Annotated in this window: 13 protein-coding genes; 5 read left to right on the plus strand and 8 right to left on the minus strand. The window is 71.8% G+C overall.

Annotated elements, in window-relative coordinates:
* Positions 1-38 precede the first annotated feature (38 nt).
* From HG543_RS01150 to HG543_RS01160, 3 genes are all read left to right on the plus strand, one after another.
* Complete coding sequence (locus HG543_RS01150) at positions 39-1085, plus strand: AbrB family transcriptional regulator (RefSeq protein ID WP_169342752.1); 1047 nt, start codon at positions 39-41, stop codon at positions 1083-1085.
* A 141-nt stretch (positions 1086-1226) separates the two neighbouring features.
* Positions 1227-2978, plus strand: a complete 1752-nt coding sequence (locus HG543_RS01155; RefSeq protein WP_169342753.1) for a glycosyltransferase family protein — start codon at positions 1227-1229, stop codon at positions 2976-2978.
* 89 nt (positions 2979-3067) lie between these two features.
* On the plus strand, positions 3068-3931 hold the full coding sequence (locus HG543_RS01160; protein ID WP_169342754.1) for an NAD-dependent protein deacetylase: 864 nt from the start codon (positions 3068-3070) through the stop codon (positions 3929-3931).
* Between the two features lie 12 nt (positions 3932-3943).
* Here HG543_RS01160 and HG543_RS01165 read toward each other — a convergent pair whose 3' ends face one another.
* Entirely contained in the window at positions 3944-5953 is a 2010-nt protein-coding gene (locus HG543_RS01165) for a radical SAM protein (protein ID WP_169342755.1), read from the minus strand.
* A 108-nt stretch (positions 5954-6061) separates the two neighbouring features.
* The gene (locus tag HG543_RS01170) at positions 6062-7447 is read right to left on the minus strand and encodes an aldehyde dehydrogenase family protein (protein WP_169342756.1); all 1386 of its coding nucleotides are present in this window, start codon (positions 7445-7447) and stop codon (positions 6062-6064) included.
* Positions 7448-7601: 154 nt separating this feature from the next.
* Between HG543_RS01170 and HG543_RS01175 the strand changes: the two genes are divergently transcribed.
* Together HG543_RS01175 and HG543_RS01180 are read left to right on the plus strand one after the other, a co-directional pair.
* Positions 7602-9383, plus strand: a complete 1782-nt coding sequence (locus HG543_RS01175; RefSeq protein WP_169342757.1) for a hypothetical protein — start codon at positions 7602-7604, stop codon at positions 9381-9383.
* A 188-nt stretch (positions 9384-9571) separates the two neighbouring features.
* The gene (locus HG543_RS01180; RefSeq protein ID WP_169342758.1) at positions 9572-10522 is read left to right on the plus strand and encodes a class I SAM-dependent methyltransferase; all 951 of its coding nucleotides are present in this window, start codon (positions 9572-9574) and stop codon (positions 10520-10522) included.
* 96 nt (positions 10523-10618) lie between these two features.
* Here HG543_RS01180 and cysI read toward each other — a convergent pair whose 3' ends face one another.
* Genes cysI through HG543_RS01210 form a run of 6 tightly spaced genes read right to left on the minus strand, consistent with a single transcriptional unit; the run spans position 10619 to position 18282 of the window.
* Positions 10619-12316, minus strand: a complete 1698-nt coding sequence (gene cysI, locus HG543_RS01185; protein ID WP_169342759.1) for an assimilatory sulfite reductase (NADPH) hemoprotein subunit — start codon at positions 12314-12316, stop codon at positions 10619-10621.
* A gap of 31 nt (positions 12317-12347) precedes the next feature.
* Positions 12348-14183, minus strand: a complete 1836-nt coding sequence (locus HG543_RS01190; RefSeq protein ID WP_169342760.1) for an assimilatory sulfite reductase (NADPH) flavoprotein subunit — start codon at positions 14181-14183, stop codon at positions 12348-12350.
* Positions 14180-15919 (minus strand): GTP-binding protein, encoded by a 1740-nt coding sequence (locus tag HG543_RS01195; RefSeq protein WP_169342761.1) that lies wholly within the window; start codon positions 15917-15919, stop codon positions 14180-14182. The genes HG543_RS01190 and HG543_RS01195 overlap by 4 nt, the downstream gene beginning before the upstream one ends.
* Positions 15919-16836 carry a sulfate adenylyltransferase subunit CysD gene (gene cysD / locus HG543_RS01200; RefSeq protein ID WP_169342762.1) on the minus strand — a complete coding sequence of 306 codons (918 nt, stop codon included), beginning with the start codon at positions 16834-16836 and terminating at the stop codon, positions 15919-15921. Before cysD ends, HG543_RS01195 begins: the two co-directional genes overlap by 1 nt.
* On the minus strand, positions 16829-17629 hold the full coding sequence (gene cobA, locus HG543_RS01205) for a uroporphyrinogen-III C-methyltransferase (protein ID WP_169342763.1): 801 nt from the start codon (positions 17627-17629) through the stop codon (positions 16829-16831). Before cobA ends, cysD begins: the two co-directional genes overlap by 8 nt.
* Entirely contained in the window at positions 17626-18282 is a 657-nt protein-coding gene (locus tag HG543_RS01210; RefSeq protein WP_169342764.1) for a precorrin-2 dehydrogenase/sirohydrochlorin ferrochelatase family protein, read from the minus strand. The genes cobA and HG543_RS01210 overlap by 4 nt, the downstream gene beginning before the upstream one ends.
* Positions 18283-18295 lie beyond the last annotated feature (13 nt).

An 18295-nucleotide genomic window follows, 5' to 3' on the forward strand; every position in this document is an offset into this window, starting at 1 on the left:
GTCGCGCGTCGTGCCCTGCTGGTAGCTTCGCGGCCCTCATGATGAAGCACTCCGGGCGCGTGGTGGCCGTCACCGTGGCGTCGCTCTTGGGCGCGGCGCTGGCCGAGGCCACCCACCTGCCCGCGGGCGCGCTCCTGGGCGCACTGCTGGTGTCGGTGGTCGGCGCCGTGGCGCTGGACGTCCACGTGCCGCTGCCCCGGCTCCCGCAGGTGGTGTCGCAGGCGGTGCTGGGCAGTGCCATGTGCTCCTCCTTCCGGCCGGATGCCTGGGCCGCGCTCGGCGAACACTGGCCCGTGGCGCTCGCCGCCGTGGTGGGCGTGGTGGCCGTGGCCCAGGGCGTGGCACTGGTGTGTGCGCGGCTAGGACACCTGGACGCCCTCACCGCCACCCTGGGCCTGATGCCGGGTGGGGCCTCCGCCATGGTGGCCCTCGGTGAAGAACTGGGCGCCGACTCTCGGCGTGTGACGCTCTTCCAGTACGTGCGCCTGTCCATCGTCATCCTCGTGGCGGGGCTGGTGGGGCGGTGGGCCGGGGACTCGCCGGACGTGCCGGTGGCCAGCGCCGCCGCGCTACCCGGCGCGCCCCCCGCGCTCCAGGTCTGGGTGACGACGGCCCTCGTGGCGGCCGTGGGCGGCTGGCTGGGCGCGCGGCTGAAGCTGCCCGCTGGCGGCTTCCTGGGGCCGGTGCTGCTCGGCATCCCCCTCACCGCGCTGGGCGTGCCCGTCGGAGCCCTGCCTCCGGGCGTGCTGGCGCTGGCGCTCTGGGCGCTCGGTGTGCGCGTGGGGAGCCAGTTCGACGCCACGGCCGTGCACGAGCTGCGGCGCGCCGCGCTCGTCGCCGTCGTCGCCGGACTCACCATGGTGGGCGGCTGCCTGCTGCTCGCCTGGGGCTGGTCCGCCGCCAGCGGCGTGGACCTGCTCACCACCTACTTCGCCACCTCGCCCGGGGGCGCCGACTCGGTCCTGGCCATCGCCCTGGGCACGCGGGCCACCCTGTCGCTCGTGCTCGCCGTCCAGGTGGGGCGCATGCTCCTCGTCTTCTTCGTCGCGTCCACCTTCCTGCGGCGCCTCGCCGGCTGGAGGTAGGCGGCGGGGTTGGCCTTCCAGGCGCTGATGATGTTCAGATGCGCACTGATGGAAAACCCCGGTACTCCTGCTCAAAAAGAATCCCTTGTCAGTCGTCTGCTGTCGTGGCCGCGCGTCCTCTGGCTATCGCTGGGGGCGGCGGTGCTGGTGTCCCTGCCGCTGTTCACGGTGGGGCTGTTCGGCGACGACTTCATCTACCTGGGCATCGTCGCGGGCCGTGAGGCGCCGGCGCCGCTGGCCAACAGCACCTTCGACCTCTACCGCTTCATCGCGGGCGACCCGGACATCGCGCGGCCGCTGATGCAGAAGGGCGTCTTCCCGTGGTGGACGCTGCCGGAGCTGAAGCTCGCCTTCTGGCGGCCGCTGACCAGCGTGACGATGGCGGCGGACTACGCCCTCTTCGGGGAGAACACGACGGCGTACCACGTCCACTCGCTCCTCTGGTACCTGGGGCTGGTAGGGGTGTTCGCGCTGCTGATGCGGCGCACGCTGGCCGGAGCGGTGGGAGCGCTGGCGCTGCTGCTGTTCGCCATCGACGACTCGCACGCCGTGCCGCTGGGCTGGTGGTGCAACCGCAACGCGATGGTGTCCACGCTGCCGGCGCTGGTGGGGCTGTGGCTCCACATGGAGTGGCGCGAGCACGGCCGGAAGTGGGCCGCGCCCCTGTCGCTGGTGGCGCTGGCGGTGGGCCTGACGGGCGGCGAGACGGCGCTGGGCGTCTTCGCCTACGTGCTCGCGTATGAGGTGCTGGGCGCGAAGGGACCGTGGCGCCAGCGGCTCCTGGGCGTGGCGCCCGCGGCGGTGCTCGCGCTCGTCTACCTCGCCATCTACAAGAAGCTTGGCTACGGCTCCTTCGGCTCGGACCTGTACGTGGACCCGGTGGCGCAGCCGCTGGCCTGGCTGAAGGTGGCCGCGGTCCGCATCCCCGCCATGCTCTGGGGCCTGCTCTTGAGCATCCCCTCGGACCTGACGCTCATGCTGGCGGACGCGGAAGCCATCACCGTCCTCGTCGGTGTCGGTGCGCTCGCGCTGGTGGGCGGAATGCTCCGCGCGGTGTGGCCGCACCTGTCGGAGGACGAGCGCCGGCACTCGCGGTGGATGCTGGCCGGCGCGCTCCTGGCGCTGGTGCCGGTGTCCGGCACCATCCAGGGAGACCGTCTGCTGCTGGTGCCCAGCCTGGGTGGCGCCGCCGTCATCGCGATGGTGCTGACGCACGTGTGGCGCAACCGCGCGCGCTCCAAGGGCTGGCGCGTGCTGGCCGGAGCCGCGGCCGTGCTGGCGGTGACGCACGTCCTGCTGGCGCCGCTGTCCTGGTACAGCACCTCGAGCACCATGGGCGGCATCAGCCGGGGCATGGCCCGCGTCCACCAGCTCCTGGAGAAGGAGCTGGATGTGGCCACCCTGCCCAACCAGCGCGTGGCGGTGCTCACCCTGCCCAGCCCGAACCTGTCCCTCTACGCGTCCATCGCCTGGTGGGCGAAGGGCAACACGCTGCCCCGCTCGTGGTGGACGCTGTCCTATGCCTACGACATCCATCGCGCCACCCGCACCGGCTCCAACACGCTGGAGGTGGAGCTGACGGAGTTGCGCTTCTTCGACACCCTCTACGAGCGCGTCCACCGCGGCGCCGCCTTCATGCTGAAGCAGGGCGACGAGGTGAAGCTCGACGGCCTCACGGTGAAGGTGGTGGAGGCGGACGCCCGCGGCATCAAGCGCCTGTCCTACACCTTCGACGTGCCCCTGGAGGACCCGTCGCTGGTGCTGATGCACTGGAAGAACCGCAGGCTGGAGCGGCTGGCCATCCCCGCGCTGAACGCCACCGCCGTCCTCGACTACGGCTCCCTCCCGACGGCGCAGGGCCCCGCCGCTTCCGTCTCCTCGGGCCCTCGCTGACGCACCCGGGCAGGCAGGAGGGTGGGAGGTCCGAGCCGGGGAGGGAGTGTCCGGCGCCGCGCGGCCCGCATCATTATATGTAGGCCGCGATGACCTCCTCGCTCGATGCCCTGCCTGCCCCGGAAGCGACCGAGGGCGTGGAAACCCTCGTCTCCCTGCTGCGCGGCCGGCGCACGGTGGTGCTCACCGGCGCCGGGTGCAGCACCGAGTCCGGCATCCCGGACTACCGTGGCCCGGGCACCCGGGCGCGGGCGCGCAACCCCATCCAGCACCGCGAGTTTCTGACGCGGCCCGAGACGCGGGCGCGCTACTGGGCGCGGAGCCTGCTCGGCTGGCCGCGCTTCTCCTCGGCGAAGCCCAACGCCGCACACCACGCCCTGGCGGAGCTGGAGCGCAACGGGCACGTGCCGGGGCTCATCACCCAGAACGTGGACCGGCTGCACCACGCGGCCGGCAGCTCGCGCGTCATCGAGCTGCACGGCGCGCTGGCGCGGGTGCGCTGCCTGGACTGCGGCGCGCACGAGGCCCGGGCGGAGCTACAGGAGCGACTGCTGGCGCTCAACCCCGGCTTCACGCACCAGGTGCTGGAGCTGCGCCCGGACGGTGACGCGGAGCTGTCCTCGGAGCTGCTGTCGTCGTTCCAGGTGCCGGTGTGCCTGCGCTGTGGCGGGACGCTGAAGCCGGACGTGGTGTTCTTCGGCGACAACGTGCCGGCGTCCACCGTGGAGGCCGCCTTCGCGATGGTGGAGGAGGGCGACGCGCTGCTCGTCGTGGGCTCGTCGCTGGCCATCTTCTCCGGCTACCGCTTCCTGGTGCGCGCGTCGGAGCGCCGCATGCCCATCGCCATCCTCAACATCGGCGAGTGCCGCGGCGTGGAGCTGGCGGACGTGCGCGTGGAGGCGCGCGCCGGGGACGTGCTGCCCCGGCTGGCGGAGGCGCTGGGCCGCGCGTGACGCAGGGCCGGCCTACCGCCGCCGGGCGTCCGCCTCCAGCTCCTCGCGGATGCGGTGCAGCGCCTCCGCGAGCGGGTTGTCCGGCAGCACGCGAATCCAGGCGTCGGTACCCAGCAGCTTCTCCAGGTCGACGAAGGCCTTCAGCACGCGCCCCGGCTCCACGGTATTGATCGCGACTTCGAATGATGGTCCCCACTCGGTCGTCTCGAGCCGGTCGTCGGACTTCAGGTACGGGCGCAGGTGCGGGACGACCTCGGGCGGTTGAAAGCCCGTCTTCGAAAAGCTGCCCGCCACGACGACGCGCTGGCTGGTGAGCACCAGCGCGCTCCCCGCATGTCGGTAGGCGAGGTAGCCCAGCCGTGGCCCGAAGTGGCCCGCCTCGAAGAGAACATGCTTGCCGGCGACGGTGACCTCGCCGCGCAGGTCCCTGGCGTAGCGGGTCGCGTACTCGGGCAGGGGGAAGCGAGCCCAAAGGCGCGGTCGCTCCGCCGAGGGCTTGCGGAACGCGAGGAGCCGTTCGAGCCGCTCGTCGTCCTGCGTCCGCACCACCTCCGCGGCGAGGTCGGCGCCATGCTCCCGGGCGAGGGTCTTCAGCTGCTCCGCGCAGCGGAAGTAGATGAGCCCGTATAGCTGGTTTCCATGACGGACGAAGCTCGCGCTCTCGCGGCGTTTCAGGGCCTCTTCCAGCGCGCCTGGCGAGGCTCCCTCCTTCGCGCGGAATCCGAACGCGAGCTGGAGCTGGTGGTTCGAGAAGACCTCGGAGTGGACCTCCCATCCCTTCTGCTTCCACAGCAACTTCCGCAGCGAGGGAAAGTCGTCCCCCAGCGTCGTCTGGGTGTGGAGCAGCACCATGCGGCCAACGGACTCAATTGCCTCCGGCGCCCACTCCCCCTCGCGCGCCGGGATGCCCTCCGCGGCCAGCAGCTCCTTCCAGCGCTCGGGGTAGGCCGCGCCGGGCTTCCAGTCGGGGAGCAGCGCCTCGACATAGGCAGTGGCCTCCTCGGAGGTCTCGAAGCGGCCCACCATCACGCAGTCGCCGCTGTTGTTCCCGGAGAACCCGCGCCAGACGCGCACGCCGTCGGAGAGTGTCTCTGTCTTCTGTGTGACCGCCCGCGCACAGCCTTGCAGGGGCGAGGGCGCCGACAGCACCTCGCGCCGTCCCGTCCACGCCGCGAGCACGTCCTCCGCGGAGGTAATGGGGAGGCCCGAGCCCTGGAAGGAGCACGCCTTCAGCCGCTTGTCGGAGGTGAGGGTGACGAAGTCCAGGCCCGCGCCACAGTCGCCGCCGAAGAGCCGGGGGACCTCCGTCAGCGTATCGCCGAAGCACACCGACAGCCGCGTGCGCAGGGGGCTGCCGGCGAGCACCTCCGTGAGCCGTGCCTCGTTCGTCGTGTCCAGCCGGAGCTTCGGGTCATTGCCCACGTAGCGCAGCACGGCGGCGTCCCGGCAGCCGAGCTGGTGGAGCCTCTGGAGTTGCGCCGGCAGCAGCGGCACCCGCTCCGGCGTGGCGAGGATGTTCACCCCGAAGGTCTGCCCCGCGCGGGCGAGGCGCTCCACGCACGCCTCCCAGTCGTTGTCGTCGTACAGCGACACGCGGACCTCACCGAGGTGCGGTGCCAGCCGCGCCAGCCGCTCCTCCGTCAGGAGCGTCCCGTTGGTGGTGAAGTGCACGGCGAGCGGCGTCTCTGTGGCGAGCCGCTGCACCAGCGTGTCGAAGCCGCGGAAGGCGAGCGGCTCACCGCCACCGAAGGCGACTTCGAGCGAGCCCGCGCGGGCCAGCCCCGCCAGCACGTCGAAGGCCGAGTCCACCGTCCACTCGCTCCGCGCCTCCCTGTCCCGTGAGCAGAAGGTGCAGGCGAGGTTGCAGGCGTTGGTGATGCCGAACAGCACCAGCCGAGGGGCCCTGCGTCGCAGGTGTCGCGTGTGGGGCCCGTCGATGCGGAGGTTCGTGCCCGTTCTCCGGTGGAACCAGAGGAGGGCGCCATCGAGCGCGTGGGGACGCCAGTCGGAATGCGGCTGCATGTGGAACCTCGCGGGGCGGTGGAGCCCCCTTACGCGCGGCCCTTCACGGGCCTGACAGGGGATGCTCCACCATGAAGCCTGTTCCCGCCAGGGGCCGCTCCCTCGGCTTCAGAACCGCAGCCGGTAGTGCAGCGCCTTCGGCCGGGTCAGCGAGTCGAAGCCGAGCGCGCTCAGCGTCACGCCCCGCCCGGAGTCCTTCACGCCGCTCCACGGCAGCGCCGGGTCCAGCGAGTCGCAGCGGTTCATGTAGACGGTGCCGGCCTCCAGCTGCCGCGCCAGCCGGTCCGCGCGGTCTCGGTCGGACGTCCAGACGCTGGCGGTGAGGCCCAGGCTGGACGCGTTCATCAGGGCCAGGGCCTCCTCGTCCGAGCGGACCGGGGCGATGGGCAGCAGCGGCCCGAAGGACTCCTCACGCATCACCCGCGCGTCGGCGCTCACGTCCTTGAGCAGCGTCGGCTCGAAGAAGCGGCCCTTGCCGTTGACCTGCGTGGCGCGGCCGCCGTGGACGAGCTTCGCGCCCCGGCCGGTGGCGTCGCGGACGAAGGTCTCCAGCTCGGCCGGGTGCCACGGCTGGGCGATGGGGCCGAGCGTCGTCTTGTCGGACTCCGGGTCCCCCAGGACGTACGCGCGCACGAGCGGCTCCACGGCGTCCACGAAGCGCTGATACAGCGACTGGTGCACGTATACGCGCTCCACCGCGCAGCAGCTCTGGCCCGCGTTGTACATGGCGCCGTCGACGATGTTCTCCACCGTCTTGTCGAAGTCGCAGTCGGGCGCGACGTACGCCGGGTCGTTGCCGCCCAGCTCCAGGCCGATGTGGAGGAAGCGGTCCTTCGCGGCCGCCTGCATCTTGTGCCCGCCGAGCACGGAGCCGGTGAAGAGCACGTGGTCGATGCGCGCGTCGCCGACGAGCTTCTCCGTCGCGGCGTAGTCCAGGAAGATGGCCTGCACGGTACCCGGGGGCGCGCCGGCCTCGGCGAAGGCGCGGGCGAAGTGCTCGCCGCACAGCGGGGTGCGCGGGGAGTGCTTCACGATGACGGCGTTGCCCGCGAGCACGGCCGGGGCCACGGCATTCACCGCGGTGAGCAGCGGGTAGTTCCACGCCGGCAGGTCCAGCACCACGCCGAGCGGCTCCTTGGCGATGCGGCGCTCGAAGCCCTCCTTGGGCGGCAGGACGATGTCCGCGAGCGACTCGGCGGCGATGGAGGCCATGTGGCGCAGGCGTCCGGCCATGCCGCCCACCTCACCGCGGGCCTGGGACAGCGGCTTGCCCATCTGCCGGGTGATGTCGCGGGCGATGGCGTCGGTGTTCTTCTCCATCGCCTCGCAGGCGCGCAGCACCAGCTTCACGCGCTCGTCCACGCTCATCGCGCGGAGCGCCCGTGTGGCGCCCCGGGCCTTCTCCAGCACGGCGTCCAGCTGCGCGGGCGTGGTGGGCTCGACGGAGGCGGCGACGTCGCCAGTGTACGGGTTGTCGACGATGTGTGTGCTCATGGGAGTCAGGAAAGCCGACCGGGAGGGCCCCGTCAGGACAGTGGGCCGTGGAAGAGCGCGCTTTACGACAGAGGAACCGGACAACTGTTATCGGCCCATCGCCCGCGAGCCCGGGCATGATGGCCCCGGCCGCCGGGCCGCCTGGAGGGCAGGCATGCATCTGGTTTCGAAGGTCGATGGGTTGGACTACGTCGTGGTGCTGGACGGGCTGGGCCTGACGTCGTGGTGTCTGCCCGACGAGGTGGTGTCGGACCAGGACGTCCACGCGTCGAGCGAGGGCCTGTTGTCCACCGATGGAGCCGGCAGGCTCGTGCTCGCCTGGGACGACGGGTACAGCCGGAGCCACCTCGTCCGGGTGGACACGCTGGAGCGAGAGGAGCGCTACCCCCGCTTCGAGCTCAAGTACGCCTTCCTGGATGCCGCGGGCGAGGCGCTGTTCCTCCTGACGAATCTCCAGGGAGCGGTCGAGGTGGCCCGCTGCACGCGGAGCGGCACGGAGGAGGCTCGCAAGCCCCTGCCGTTTCCAGACAAGCCCCAGGTGACGCTATCGACGGGGTGGTTCACGCCTCGCTGGACACGTCCCCGCTACGCGGCCCGGGCAGGGCGGCTGGCGGTCGTCGATACGCAGGGGCGCGCGCTGGCGGTGGACCTGCGTGACTTCGACGCGCCGAAGGTGGTGGCGTCGGCGCTCCTGGAGGTGCCTCCCACGTGGGACGTCCAGGTCATCCCCTTCGATGACGCGCTGGGCGTCATCGCCCACGATGTTCCACGCGGGACGGCCATGGTGTGGGTGGTGTCGGGCGGGGACGTGCTCGTGAAGAAGGAGCTCGCGGCGCTCACGATGCCCACCTTCGCCACGAAGGACGCAGTGCTCACGCAGGTGTCGGACGGGGTGCTGGAGCGGGTGCCACTCCGGGGCGGCGCGGCGCGGACGCTGCGGCTGCCCGAGGTGGGGCGGGAGACGAAGCTGGACCCGCGGGGCGGGGGCAGGCCCATCGCGGGCGGTGACGTCACCGCGTTCCTGCCCTGGCATGGCGAGAGCCTCTTCGTCTTCGACGAAGAGACGGGAGAGCCCACCGAGGTGTCGCGCCTGCTGCCAGAGGATGCGCGCGAGCTGCGGCAGTTCATCCTCCAGCGGGTGCGGGTGGCGAACGAGGCGGCCCGCTCCACGGGCACGCGCTACGAGCTTCACCGGCTGAGCATTTCCCGGAAGCGGAAGAACTACCAGGTGGAGGTCTCCGCGCATGGCGGGGACGGGAGCTTCTGGGCGCACGCGGTGATGAGTGCGCTGCACGGCCTGCAAGCGGAGCTGTCCGGCCGCGCCTTCGGAGAGTTGCGGCTCGCGATACTGGGCCAGCGGGGGATTCCGGTGGGGCGCGTGCCCGTCATCGACGTGGACGAGGTGGCGGCCATGCTCGCGCGGGTGGACCAGTACGGGCTGCGCTTCTCCAGCCTGGTGTCCACCATCGATGCGTTCTACGCGCGCTCGATGCCGGTGATGAAGTGGGATGCCAGCAACCGGCCGCCAGTCACGGACGCCGCGGGACTGGTGCTGCTCCAGGCCTTCTTCGCGTGGCTCACCTCGGAGGCGCCGGTGAAGCTGGCACCCGGGGTGGAGCGGTGGCGCAGGTCCCCCGAGTCCGTGGCGTCGCTGGCCGCCCGGGTTCCCCACCTCCAGGCTTCGCACGCGGCGGTGGAGTTCCGGCTGCTCGTCGCGCTCGCCCAGCTGGCCTCGGTGCATTTTGGCGCCGAGGCGGGACCGCTCCTCCTGGCGCTCGCACAGGACGCGCATCAGGCCCACCTCCAGTTCGCGAGGTCCGCGGTGGTGAACGATGTCCTGAGGTGGTGGGCCCGTAGGCACGAGAAGGCGGCGAGGTCGCTCGTGGAGAGGACCACCGACCCGGAGCTGAGACGCGCCTTGGGCGCGGCGTCGTGAAGGGCCACGGGCGGGGGTGCCGGCCCGTGCGTCGACAGAGGTCGCGGTGCGGTTTGGCTCGTGCGGAGGTCACCGGGCGGGAGGAACGGCTCGCATGGGCCCGGCTGCCCTGATGGGCACCTGATAGGGCGCGGCGGCGGAACTCCGTCACCGGCTCTTGGTGCCGCCGGAGGTAGGCTGCGCGCGCCATGCGCTTCCACGACGAGCCGCTCATCGACATCCTCCGCCACCTCCGGCAAGCGCTCCAGGCGGGCACCGCGCGCATCGAGGTGCCCGACCCGGACCTCGGCCGGGGGCGCTACCCAGGCGAGCGGGTGGGGCCTGGCGGTGCGCTCGTGCACCGGCCGTTGCGGAGCTGGTGCGACCTGGCCGAGGGGCTCTCCTGCCGGCTCCTCACCCCGCGCGCGGTGGATGCCACGCACGTGGCGCTTACCTTCGAGCGGCTCGGCGCGGAGGCACCGTGGCACGCGGGAGGGGAGGCCGCGGAGGAAGCCGCTTCACCCCAGGAGCGCTACGGCTCTGGCTCCGCCTTCGCGAGGGTGCGCAAGCTGGAGGACGCGGGCTTCCTGCTGCCGTGGCTGGAGGCGCTCGGACGGCTGAATCTGCCTCCGGGCGCGAGGGTCCTGGACCTGGGCGTCAACCGGGGTGACGAGCTGGCCGCCTTCGCATGGGTGGAGGGAATGCCGGACGTCACCTTCGTCGGGGTGGACCACGGCGCCAGCGCGCTCGCGGAGGCACAGGCCCGCTTCCCGGACGCGCGCCACCGCTTCGTGCTGGCGGACCTCAACGCGCTGCCCTCGGACCTGGGGCGCTTCCACCTGGTGGTCTCGGTGGGCACGCTGCAGAGCCCCGGCGTGGATGACCACGCGCTCCTGCGTCGGCTGGTGCAGGAGCACCTCGAACCCCAGGCGGCGTTCGTGCTCGGCTTCCCCAACTCACGCTTTCGTGACGGAGAGGTCGTCTATGGCGCCCGCGTGCGCAACCTGCGCGAGCCGGACCTGTCCCTGCTGGTGAAGGACCTGTCCTTCTACCGCCGCTACCTGCACCAGCACGGCTTTCGCACGTTCCTGGGCGGCAAGTACGACCTGCTGCTGACAGCGGTGCGGGGTGGAGGCGCGATGGACGCCTCCACGCCATGACAAGGGAAGCAACGCGCTGCTTCCCCTGTCACGTCCGCTCGGGCGAGGGCTGAGTCATTCCGTATCCGGTAGCACCCAGCTCCAGTGCTTTGTCACTCACGCAGCGGCGTTCGGCGCCGCCTTCTTCGGCGCCGCCTGCACGTGCCCCGCTCGCACCACGTAGTCGCCGAAGCCCTCTCCCGGCTTCCGCTCCCGTGCGTACTCCGCGAGCAGCGGCTCCAGCGCGGAGAGGATGCCCTCCTCGTCGATGTTCTCGCGGTACAGCCGGTTCAGCCGCTGCCCGCGGACATCACCGCCCAGGTGGAGGTTGTATCGTCCGGGCGCCTTGCCCACGAGGCCCACCTCCGCGAGGTACGGCCGCGCGCACCCGTTGGGGCACCCGGTGATGCGCAGCAGCAGGTTCGCGTCCAGCAGTCCATGCGCCACCAGCCGGGCCTCCAGCTTCTCCACGAAGGCGGGCAGGTAGCGCTCGGCCTCGGCCATGGCGAGGCCGCACGTGGGCAACGCCACGCAGGCCAGCGCGTTTCGGCGCAGCGGACTGGCCTTCTGGAACCCGTTCAGCGCATACCGCGTCACCAGCGCGTCGATGGCCTCCTTCGCCTCCGGAGGCACGTTGGCGATGATGAGGTTCTGGTTCGGCGTGAGCCGGAAGTCGCCCTGGTGGACGCGGGCAATTTCCCGCAGTCCCGTGAGGTGCGGAGTGCCGGGCAGGTCCGCCACGCGGCCGCTGTCCAGGTGCAGCGTCAGGTGCCACCGACCGTCATGGCCCTCCACCCAGCCGAAGCGGTCCCCGTTGTGCTCGAAGGCGAAGGGCCGCGCCGGCTCCAGCGCGAAGCCGAGCCGCTTCTCCAGCTCCGCCGTGAACCAGGGCACGCCGCGCTCCTCCAGCACGTACTTCAGCCGTGCGTGCTTGCGGTTCGTCCGGTCGCCGAAGTCGCGATGAATCTTCACCACCTCCTCGGCGACGGCGAGCGTCTTCTCGGGAGGGATGAAGCCCACCACGTCCGCGAGCCGCGGGTACGTGGCCGCGTCCCCGTGCGTGGCGCCCATGCCGCCGCCCACCGCGACGTTGAAGCCAACCAGCGCCCCGTTCTCGATGATGGCGATGAAACCCAGGTCCTGGGCGAACACATCCACGTCGTTGAGGGGCGGCACGGCCACGGCCGTCTTGAACTTCCGGGGCAGGTAGGTGGGCCCGTAGATGGGCTCCTCCTCGCCACCGGCCACCTTCTCGCCGTCCAGCCAGATTTCGTAGTACGCGCGCGTCCTCGGCAGCAGGTGCTCGGAGATGCGCACCGACCACTGGTACACCGTCTCGTGGACGCGCGAGTCCACCGGGTTGGGGTTGCACAGCACGTTGCGGTTGACGTCGCCGCACGCGGCCAGGGTGTCCAGCAGCGCCGCGTTGATGCGGGCCATGGTGGGCTTGAGGTCGTCCTTGATGACGCCGTGGAGCTGGAACGCCTGCCGCGTGGTGATGCGCAGCGTGTGGTTGGCGTGGTCGCGGGCCAGCGCGTCCATGGCCAGCCACTGGGCCGGCGTGCACACGCCGCCGGGCAGGCGCGTGCGGAGCATGAAGCTGTACGCCGGCTCCAGCTTCTGCAGCCGGCGCTCCTCGCGGACGTCCCTGTCGTCCTGCTGGTAGCTGCCGTGGAACTTGATGAGGGCGGTGTCCTGCGAGGCGATGCTGCCCGTCACGGGGTCCACCAGGCTGTCCGCCAGCGTGCCGCGGAGCAGGCGGCTCTGCGTCTTGATGTGCTCCACCTCGGAGGGAGGCTTGGGCTGGGTGCTCATTGTCTTCGGGCTCGATGAAAGGAATGGGGTTTCAGTAGACGTCGCGCAGGTAGCGCTTCTGGTCGCGCAGGCCCTGGAGCCAGGCCTCGGCGTCCTCGCGGCTCCTGCCGCCGTGCGTGGAGACGATGTCCACCAGAGCCGCGTGGACGTCCGGGGCCATGCGCTGGGCATCGCCGCAGACGTAGAGGGACGCGCCGCCCTCCAGCCACTCGTAGACCTCGCGCCCGGATTCGCGCAGGCGGTGCTGCACGTAGACCTTCTCCGCGCGGTCCCGCGAGAAGGCGAGCGACAGCTTGTGCAGCGTCTTCTTCTTCAGGGCCTCCTGCCACTCCACCTGGTAGAGGAACTGCGTGCGGAAGTGCTGCTCGCCGAAGAAGAGCCAGTTGCGGCCGCGCGCGCCCACCTCGGCGCGCTCCTGCACGAAGGCGCGGAAGGGCGCCACGCCCGTGCCGGGGCCAATCATCAGCACGTCCTTGTCCCCGTCCTCGGGAAGGCGGAAGCGCTCGTTGGGCTCGATGAAGACGCGAACCTTGTCCGTCCCGGCCGCGCGCGTGGACAGGTGGTACGAGGCCGTCCCGAAGTGGCGCGTGCCGAAGGCGGTGTAGTCCACCACGGACACCGTCAGGTGCGCCTCCGCGCCCACGCGCTTCTGGCTGGAGGCAATCGAATACAGCCGGGGCGACAGCCGGCGCAGCGCCTGCACCAGCTCCGCGGCGCCCCACGGTGCCCGGTGCTCGCGCACGAGGTCGATGACCTGGTGGCTCGCCAGCAGCGCGCGCAGGCCCTCCGCGCCCTCGGGCTTGAGCAGCGCCTTCAGCGTGTCACTACCGGCCAGCGCGGCGTGGCGCTCCAGGAAGGGGCGGTTGAGCTTCGTCAGCTCCAGCTCGTCGGACAGCCACTTCGCCAGGGGCAGGGTGCGCCCGTCCCGCGTCACCGCCGAGCCACCGTCCAGCTTCAGCTCGGAGAGGAACGCGTCCACCAGCTCCGGCGGGTTGTGCGGCCACACGCCGAGCGCGTCGCCCGGCTGGTACTCCAGGCCGGAGCCCTCCAGGGACAGCTCCAGGTGCCGCACGTCCTTGAGCGCGCCCCGGCCGGTGATGCGCTGGTTGACCAGCACCTCGGCGGCGAAGGGAGCCTCCTTGCCGTGGGCCGGCGTCGTGGCCGTGCCGCGCAGGGGGAGGACGGCGGCGATGGGCGCGTCCTTCGGTGCCAGGGCCTCCTTCGCGCGGGCGAAGGCCTGGTCCAGCCAGCCCGCGGCCACGGGCTCGAAGTCCACGTCGCAGTCGGCGCGCTCCACGAGCCGCGTGGCGCCCAGCTCCGCGAAGCGCGCGTCCAGCACGCGGCCCACCTCGCAGAACTTCGGGTAGCTGGTGTCGCCCAGCCCCAGCACCGCGAAGCGCAGCCCCTCCAGCTTCGGGGCCCGCTTGCCCAGCACGTGCTCCACGAAGCCACGCGAGTCGTCCGGAGGGTCTCCATCCCCCTGCGTGCTGATGACCACGACGAGTAGCCGTTCCTTCGCCAGCTCCCGCACGGGGTAGTCGCTGGCGCGGAACAGGCGCGTGGGCAGGCCCGCGGACTCCACCTGGCGCTTGAGCCGCTCGGCCAGCAGCCGGCTGTTCCCCGTCTGCGTGCCGTAGACGATGGTGAGCGGAGATGCCGGCGCGGCCTCGGGTGTGGCGGACACGGGCGCCGGGGCGGCCACCGTCGCGCCAGCGCTCCGCGCCGCGAGCCCCGCCGCGTAGCCGCTCAGCCAGTGGAGGGACGCGGCATCGAGCCCCTCCACCAACTCGAGCAGCCGTGTGCCCTTCTCCTCACCCAGCAGCGAGGTGATGAAGCGGGGCGCGGTTCCAGAAGACGAGGGGCTCACTTCGAGGACTCCCGAGGGTTGAAGAGACGTTCCACCTGCGGCGCCAGCTCCTCCGCAGCGTCCAGCTTCAGCCAGGCCACGCCCGCGTCGCGGGCCTCGGCGCGCAGGGCCCTCCGCACCTGGGGCGCCTCGGCGTGCACCAGGGCCACCAGCCCCGCGCCGGCCAGAGCGAGGGCCACCTCCACGTCACCCGCGACGACGGCCACGTGCCGGCCCTGGTCGAACAGGCGGCGCTCCAGCGTGAAGGCCTTGGACGCCGCGTCCCGCGCCTGGGGCAGCAGGACGATGGCGCCGGACTGGCCCAGCCGGGCGCTCCGCTCGGCGGCGTCGACGAGCGAGGACTCCACGGCGCCCTTCACGCCGGTCTCCGCCGGGCCGAGCACCATGCCCGCGCCCACCGTGTCGTGCGTGAGCGCGTCGATGATGATGAAGGCGCCGGTGCGGCGGTTCTCCCGGTACGGGTCGGCCAGCAGCGGGCGGCGGACGACGAGCCGCACCTTGCCGATGTCGTTGAGCGCCAGTGACTCCGCGGGCACCTCGGACAGGTCCTCCAGCTCCATGCGCCAGTGGATGCGCTCCACCTGCGCGGGTGCGGTGCGGGTGGCCTGCTTCACGAGGTAGCGGCGCGACGGGTCCAGCGGCTGCTCGCCGAACCACACCAGCATCGCGTCGAGCTGCTGGAGCGCCAGCGGGGGCTCGTCCACGTGGGCCAGCACGTCACCGCGGCTCGCGTCCACGTTGTCCGCCAGCCGCAGCGTGACGGACGCGGGCGCCGAGGCCTCCTCCAGCGGCCCGTCGAAGGTGTCGATGCCGGCCACGCGCGTGCGGCGCCCGGAGGGCAGCACCTGGATTTCATCACCCACGCGCACGGTGCCCGAGGCCACCTGCCCGGCGAGCCCGCGGTAGTCCTGGTGCGGACGCAGCACGTACTGCACGGGGAAGCGGAAGGGCGCGTTGTCCAGCCGGCGCTGGTGCGGCAGCGACTCCAGCCACCCCAGCAGCGTGCCGCCCTCGTGCCACGGCGTGCGGGCGCTGGGACGGGTGATGTTGTCGCCCCGGCTGGCGCTCACCGGGAAGAGGCGCACGCCCTCGAAGCCCAGCGTGTGCGCGAAGTCCGCCAGCTCCGAGCCGATGCGCTCGAAGGTCGCCCGGTCGAAGCCGACCAGGTCCATCTTGTTCACCGCGACGGCGAGGTACGGGATGCCCAGCAGGTTGGCGATGTACGCATGGCGCCGCGTCTGCGGCAGCACGCCCAGGCGCGCGTCCACGAGGATGACGGCCGCGTCCGCCGTGGAGGCGCCGGTGGCCATGTTGCGCGTGTACTGGATGTGTCCCGGCGTGTCCGCGATGATGATTTTGCGCTTCGACGTGGACAGGTAGCGGTAGGCCACGTCGATGGTGATGCCCTGCTCACGCTCGGCGCGCAGGCCGTCGGTGAAGAGGGAGAAGTCCAGCTCTTCCTCCTCGGCGCCGGCCGCGGCCCGCAGGCCCTGGGCGAGCACCTCCGGCGGTACCCCCTCGGTGCGGGTGGCGGCGCGCTTCGCGCTGGCGCGGCGCACGGCGGAAATCTGGTCCTCGAAGAGGCCGTCGCACTCGTAGAGGAGCCGGCCGATGAGCGTGGACTTCCCGTCGTCCACGGAGCCCACGACGACGAGGCGCAGCAGCTCGCGGCTGGAGTGCTCGTCGAGGAGACGCTGCACGTCGGGCTGGAGGGTCGGTTGCAGTGCGGTGTCCATTAGAAGTAGCCCTCGCGCTTCTTGAGCTCCATGGAGCCCTCTTCGTCGTGGTCGATGAGGCGGCCCTGCCGCTCGGACTGGCGGGCGTGGACCATCTCGTGGATGACGGCCTCCACCGTGGTGGCGGAGGACTCGATGGCGCCGCTCAGCGGGTAGCAGCCGAGCGTCCGGAAGCGCACCCGCCGGAGCGTGGGCTTCTCACCGGGGCGCAGCCGCATGCGCTCGTCGTCCACCATCAGCAGGGTGCCGTTGCGGTCGATGATGGGCCGCTCGGCGGCGAAGTAGAGCGGCACCACGGGGATGCGCTCGCGCAGCACGTAGTGCCACACGTCCAGCTCGGTCCAGTTGGACAGCGGGAAGACGCGCATGCTCTCCCCGGCGTCCACGCGGCCGTTGTAGAGGTTCCACAATTCCGGCCGCTGGCGGCGCGGGTCCCACTGGCCGTGGCGGTCGCGGAAGGAGAAGACGCGCTCCTTGGCTCGGGACTTCTCCTCGTCGCGGCGGGCGCCACCGAAGGCGGCGTCGAAGCCATGCTGGGCGAGCGCCTCCAGCAGGGCCTGCGTCTTCATGGCGTGGGTGTACTTCTGGCTGCCGTGGTCGAAGGGGTTGATGCCCTCGGCCAGGGCCTTGCGGTTCTGGTGGACGAGGAGGCGGATGCCATGCCGCGCCACGAAGGCGTCGCGGAAGGCATACATCTCCCGGAACTTCCAGGTGGTGTCCACGTGGAGCAGCGGGAAGGGCAGGGGCGCGGGGTGGAACGCCTTGCGCGCCAGGTGCAGCAGCACCTGTGAGTCCTTGCCGATGCTGTACAGCATCACCGGGTTGGCGAACTCGGCGACCGTCTCGCGGATGATGTGGATGCTCTCGGCTTCCAGCTCGGCCAGGTGGGACCTGCCGGCCACTGTGTTGTCACTCATGTCCTGCCTCCGCCACGCGGGGCAGCGCGTGCCCGGCGATTGAAGAACCTCGCGCCACCAGCGACGGCAGCCGCGAGCGCAATGCCACCACCTCGCCCACCACGAGCAGGGCCGGCGAGCCGATGGCGTCGCGCCGTGCCTCCAGGGCGATGTTTCCCAGGGTGGACTCCACCACCCGCTGGTGCTCCCAGGTGCCCGCCTCCACCACGGCGGCGGGCGTGGACGCCGCGCGGCCGTGCGACACGAGGGCGCTCACCACCTCCTCCAGCCGGTCTCCCGCCATGAAGAGCACCAGCGTCTGGGCCCTCGCGAGGAAGGCCCAGTCCGGCGCGCCGCCAGCGCGGTGCGCGGTGGCGAACGTCACCTCGCCGGACACGTCGCGGTGGGTGACGGGGATGGCGGCCGAGGCCGGCACGGCGATGCCGGCGGACAGGCCGGGCACCACCTCGTAGGGAATGCCGGCCTCCTCCAGCGCGAGCGCCTCTTCGCCGCCGCGGCCGAAGACGAACGGGTCTCCGCCCTTGAGCCGCACCACGCGCCGACCCAGCCGGGCCTGGGCGATGAGGACGGTGTGGATGTCCTCCTGCCGCACGGACTCGCCGCCGCCCTCCTTGCCCACGTAGATGAGCCGGGCGTGGGGGCGCGCGTGCTCCAGCACGGCGGGGTGGATGAGCCGGTCGTGCACCACGGTGTCGGCTTCCTTCAGCAACCGGGCCGCGCGCAGGGTGAGCAGCTCCGGGTCTCCCGGGCCCGCTCCCACCAGGTACACGCGTCCCTTCACCTGCTCTCTCATGTCGTCTCTCCAGAGGCCTTCAAAGTCTCGAGTTCCGCGCGGAGCCGGGTCCACGCGGCCTTGCGCTCGCCCCGTGCCAGCAGCGCGCCGATGTCTCCCTCCACCAGCCCCTTGAGCAGCCGCTGGCGCTCACGGCCCGCGGGCAGGTGGCGGCGCAAAAAGCCGCTGAGCCGGGCGAGCCACACGTGGTGGGGCGCCACGCGCGCCAGCAGCTCGCGCCGCAGCAGCCGCGCCATGGCCGGTGCCTGACCGGCGGTGGAGATGGCGACGGTGATGGGGCCCTTGCGGCCCACGGAGGGCAGGGTGAAGTCGCACAGCTCCGGCACGTCCGCGGTGTTCACCCAGATGCCGAGCGCGCGGGACTCCTCCGCCACGCGGGGGCCGACCTCGGCATCGTCCGTGGCGGCGAGCACCAGGTCATGGCCGCGCACGTCGCCGGGGGCATACGGGCGCCGCAGCCACTCGACGCGGCCGTCTTCAGCCAACTGGCGCAGCGTCGGTGTGACTTCGGGGGACACGACGCGCAGCCTCGCGCCGGCCTCGAGCACCGCGAGGGCGCGGCCCTCGGCGATGGTGCCGCCGCCCACGAGGAGGACGCGGCGGCCCTCCAGGCGCAGGCAGACGGGGTAGTCGATGGAGTGGGATGAACTCATGGGTGCGGGGCGC

The sequence above is a fragment of the Pyxidicoccus fallax genome (assembly GCF_012933655.1).
In the GTDB taxonomy this organism is placed as follows: Bacteria; Myxococcota; Myxococcia; order Myxococcales; family Myxococcaceae; genus Myxococcus; species Myxococcus fallax.

Excerpts from the sequence above, each read along its gene's own strand:
- HG543_RS01150 (WP_169342752.1), top strand. The coding sequence starts at position 39 with ATGATGAAGCACTCCGGGCGCGTGGTGGCCGTCACCGTGGCGTCGCTC.
- HG543_RS01160 (WP_169342754.1), top strand. The coding sequence starts at position 3,068 with ATGACCTCCTCGCTCGATGCCCTGCCTGCCCCGGAAGCGACCGAGGGC.
- HG543_RS01165 (WP_169342755.1), bottom strand. The coding sequence starts at position 5,953 with ATGCAGCCGCATTCCGACTGGCGTCCCCACGCGCTCGATGGCGCCCTC.
- HG543_RS01170 (WP_169342756.1), bottom strand. The coding sequence starts at position 7,447 with ATGAGCACACACATCGTCGACAACCCGTACACTGGCGACGTCGCCGCC.
- HG543_RS01175 (WP_169342757.1), top strand. The coding sequence starts at position 7,602 with ATGCATCTGGTTTCGAAGGTCGATGGGTTGGACTACGTCGTGGTGCTG.
- HG543_RS01180 (WP_169342758.1), top strand. The coding sequence starts at position 9,572 with ATGCGCTTCCACGACGAGCCGCTCATCGACATCCTCCGCCACCTCCGG.
- cysI (WP_169342759.1), bottom strand. The coding sequence starts at position 12,316 with ATGAGCACCCAGCCCAAGCCTCCCTCCGAGGTGGAGCACATCAAGACG.
- HG543_RS01195 (WP_169342761.1), bottom strand. The coding sequence starts at position 15,919 with ATGGACACCGCACTGCAACCGACCCTCCAGCCCGACGTGCAGCGTCTC.
- cysD (WP_169342762.1), bottom strand. The coding sequence starts at position 16,836 with ATGAGTGACAACACAGTGGCCGGCAGGTCCCACCTGGCCGAGCTGGAA.
- cobA (WP_169342763.1), bottom strand. The coding sequence starts at position 17,629 with ATGAGAGAGCAGGTGAAGGGACGCGTGTACCTGGTGGGAGCGGGCCCG.
- HG543_RS01210 (WP_169342764.1), bottom strand. The coding sequence starts at position 18,282 with ATGAGTTCATCCCACTCCATCGACTACCCCGTCTGCCTGCGCCTGGAG.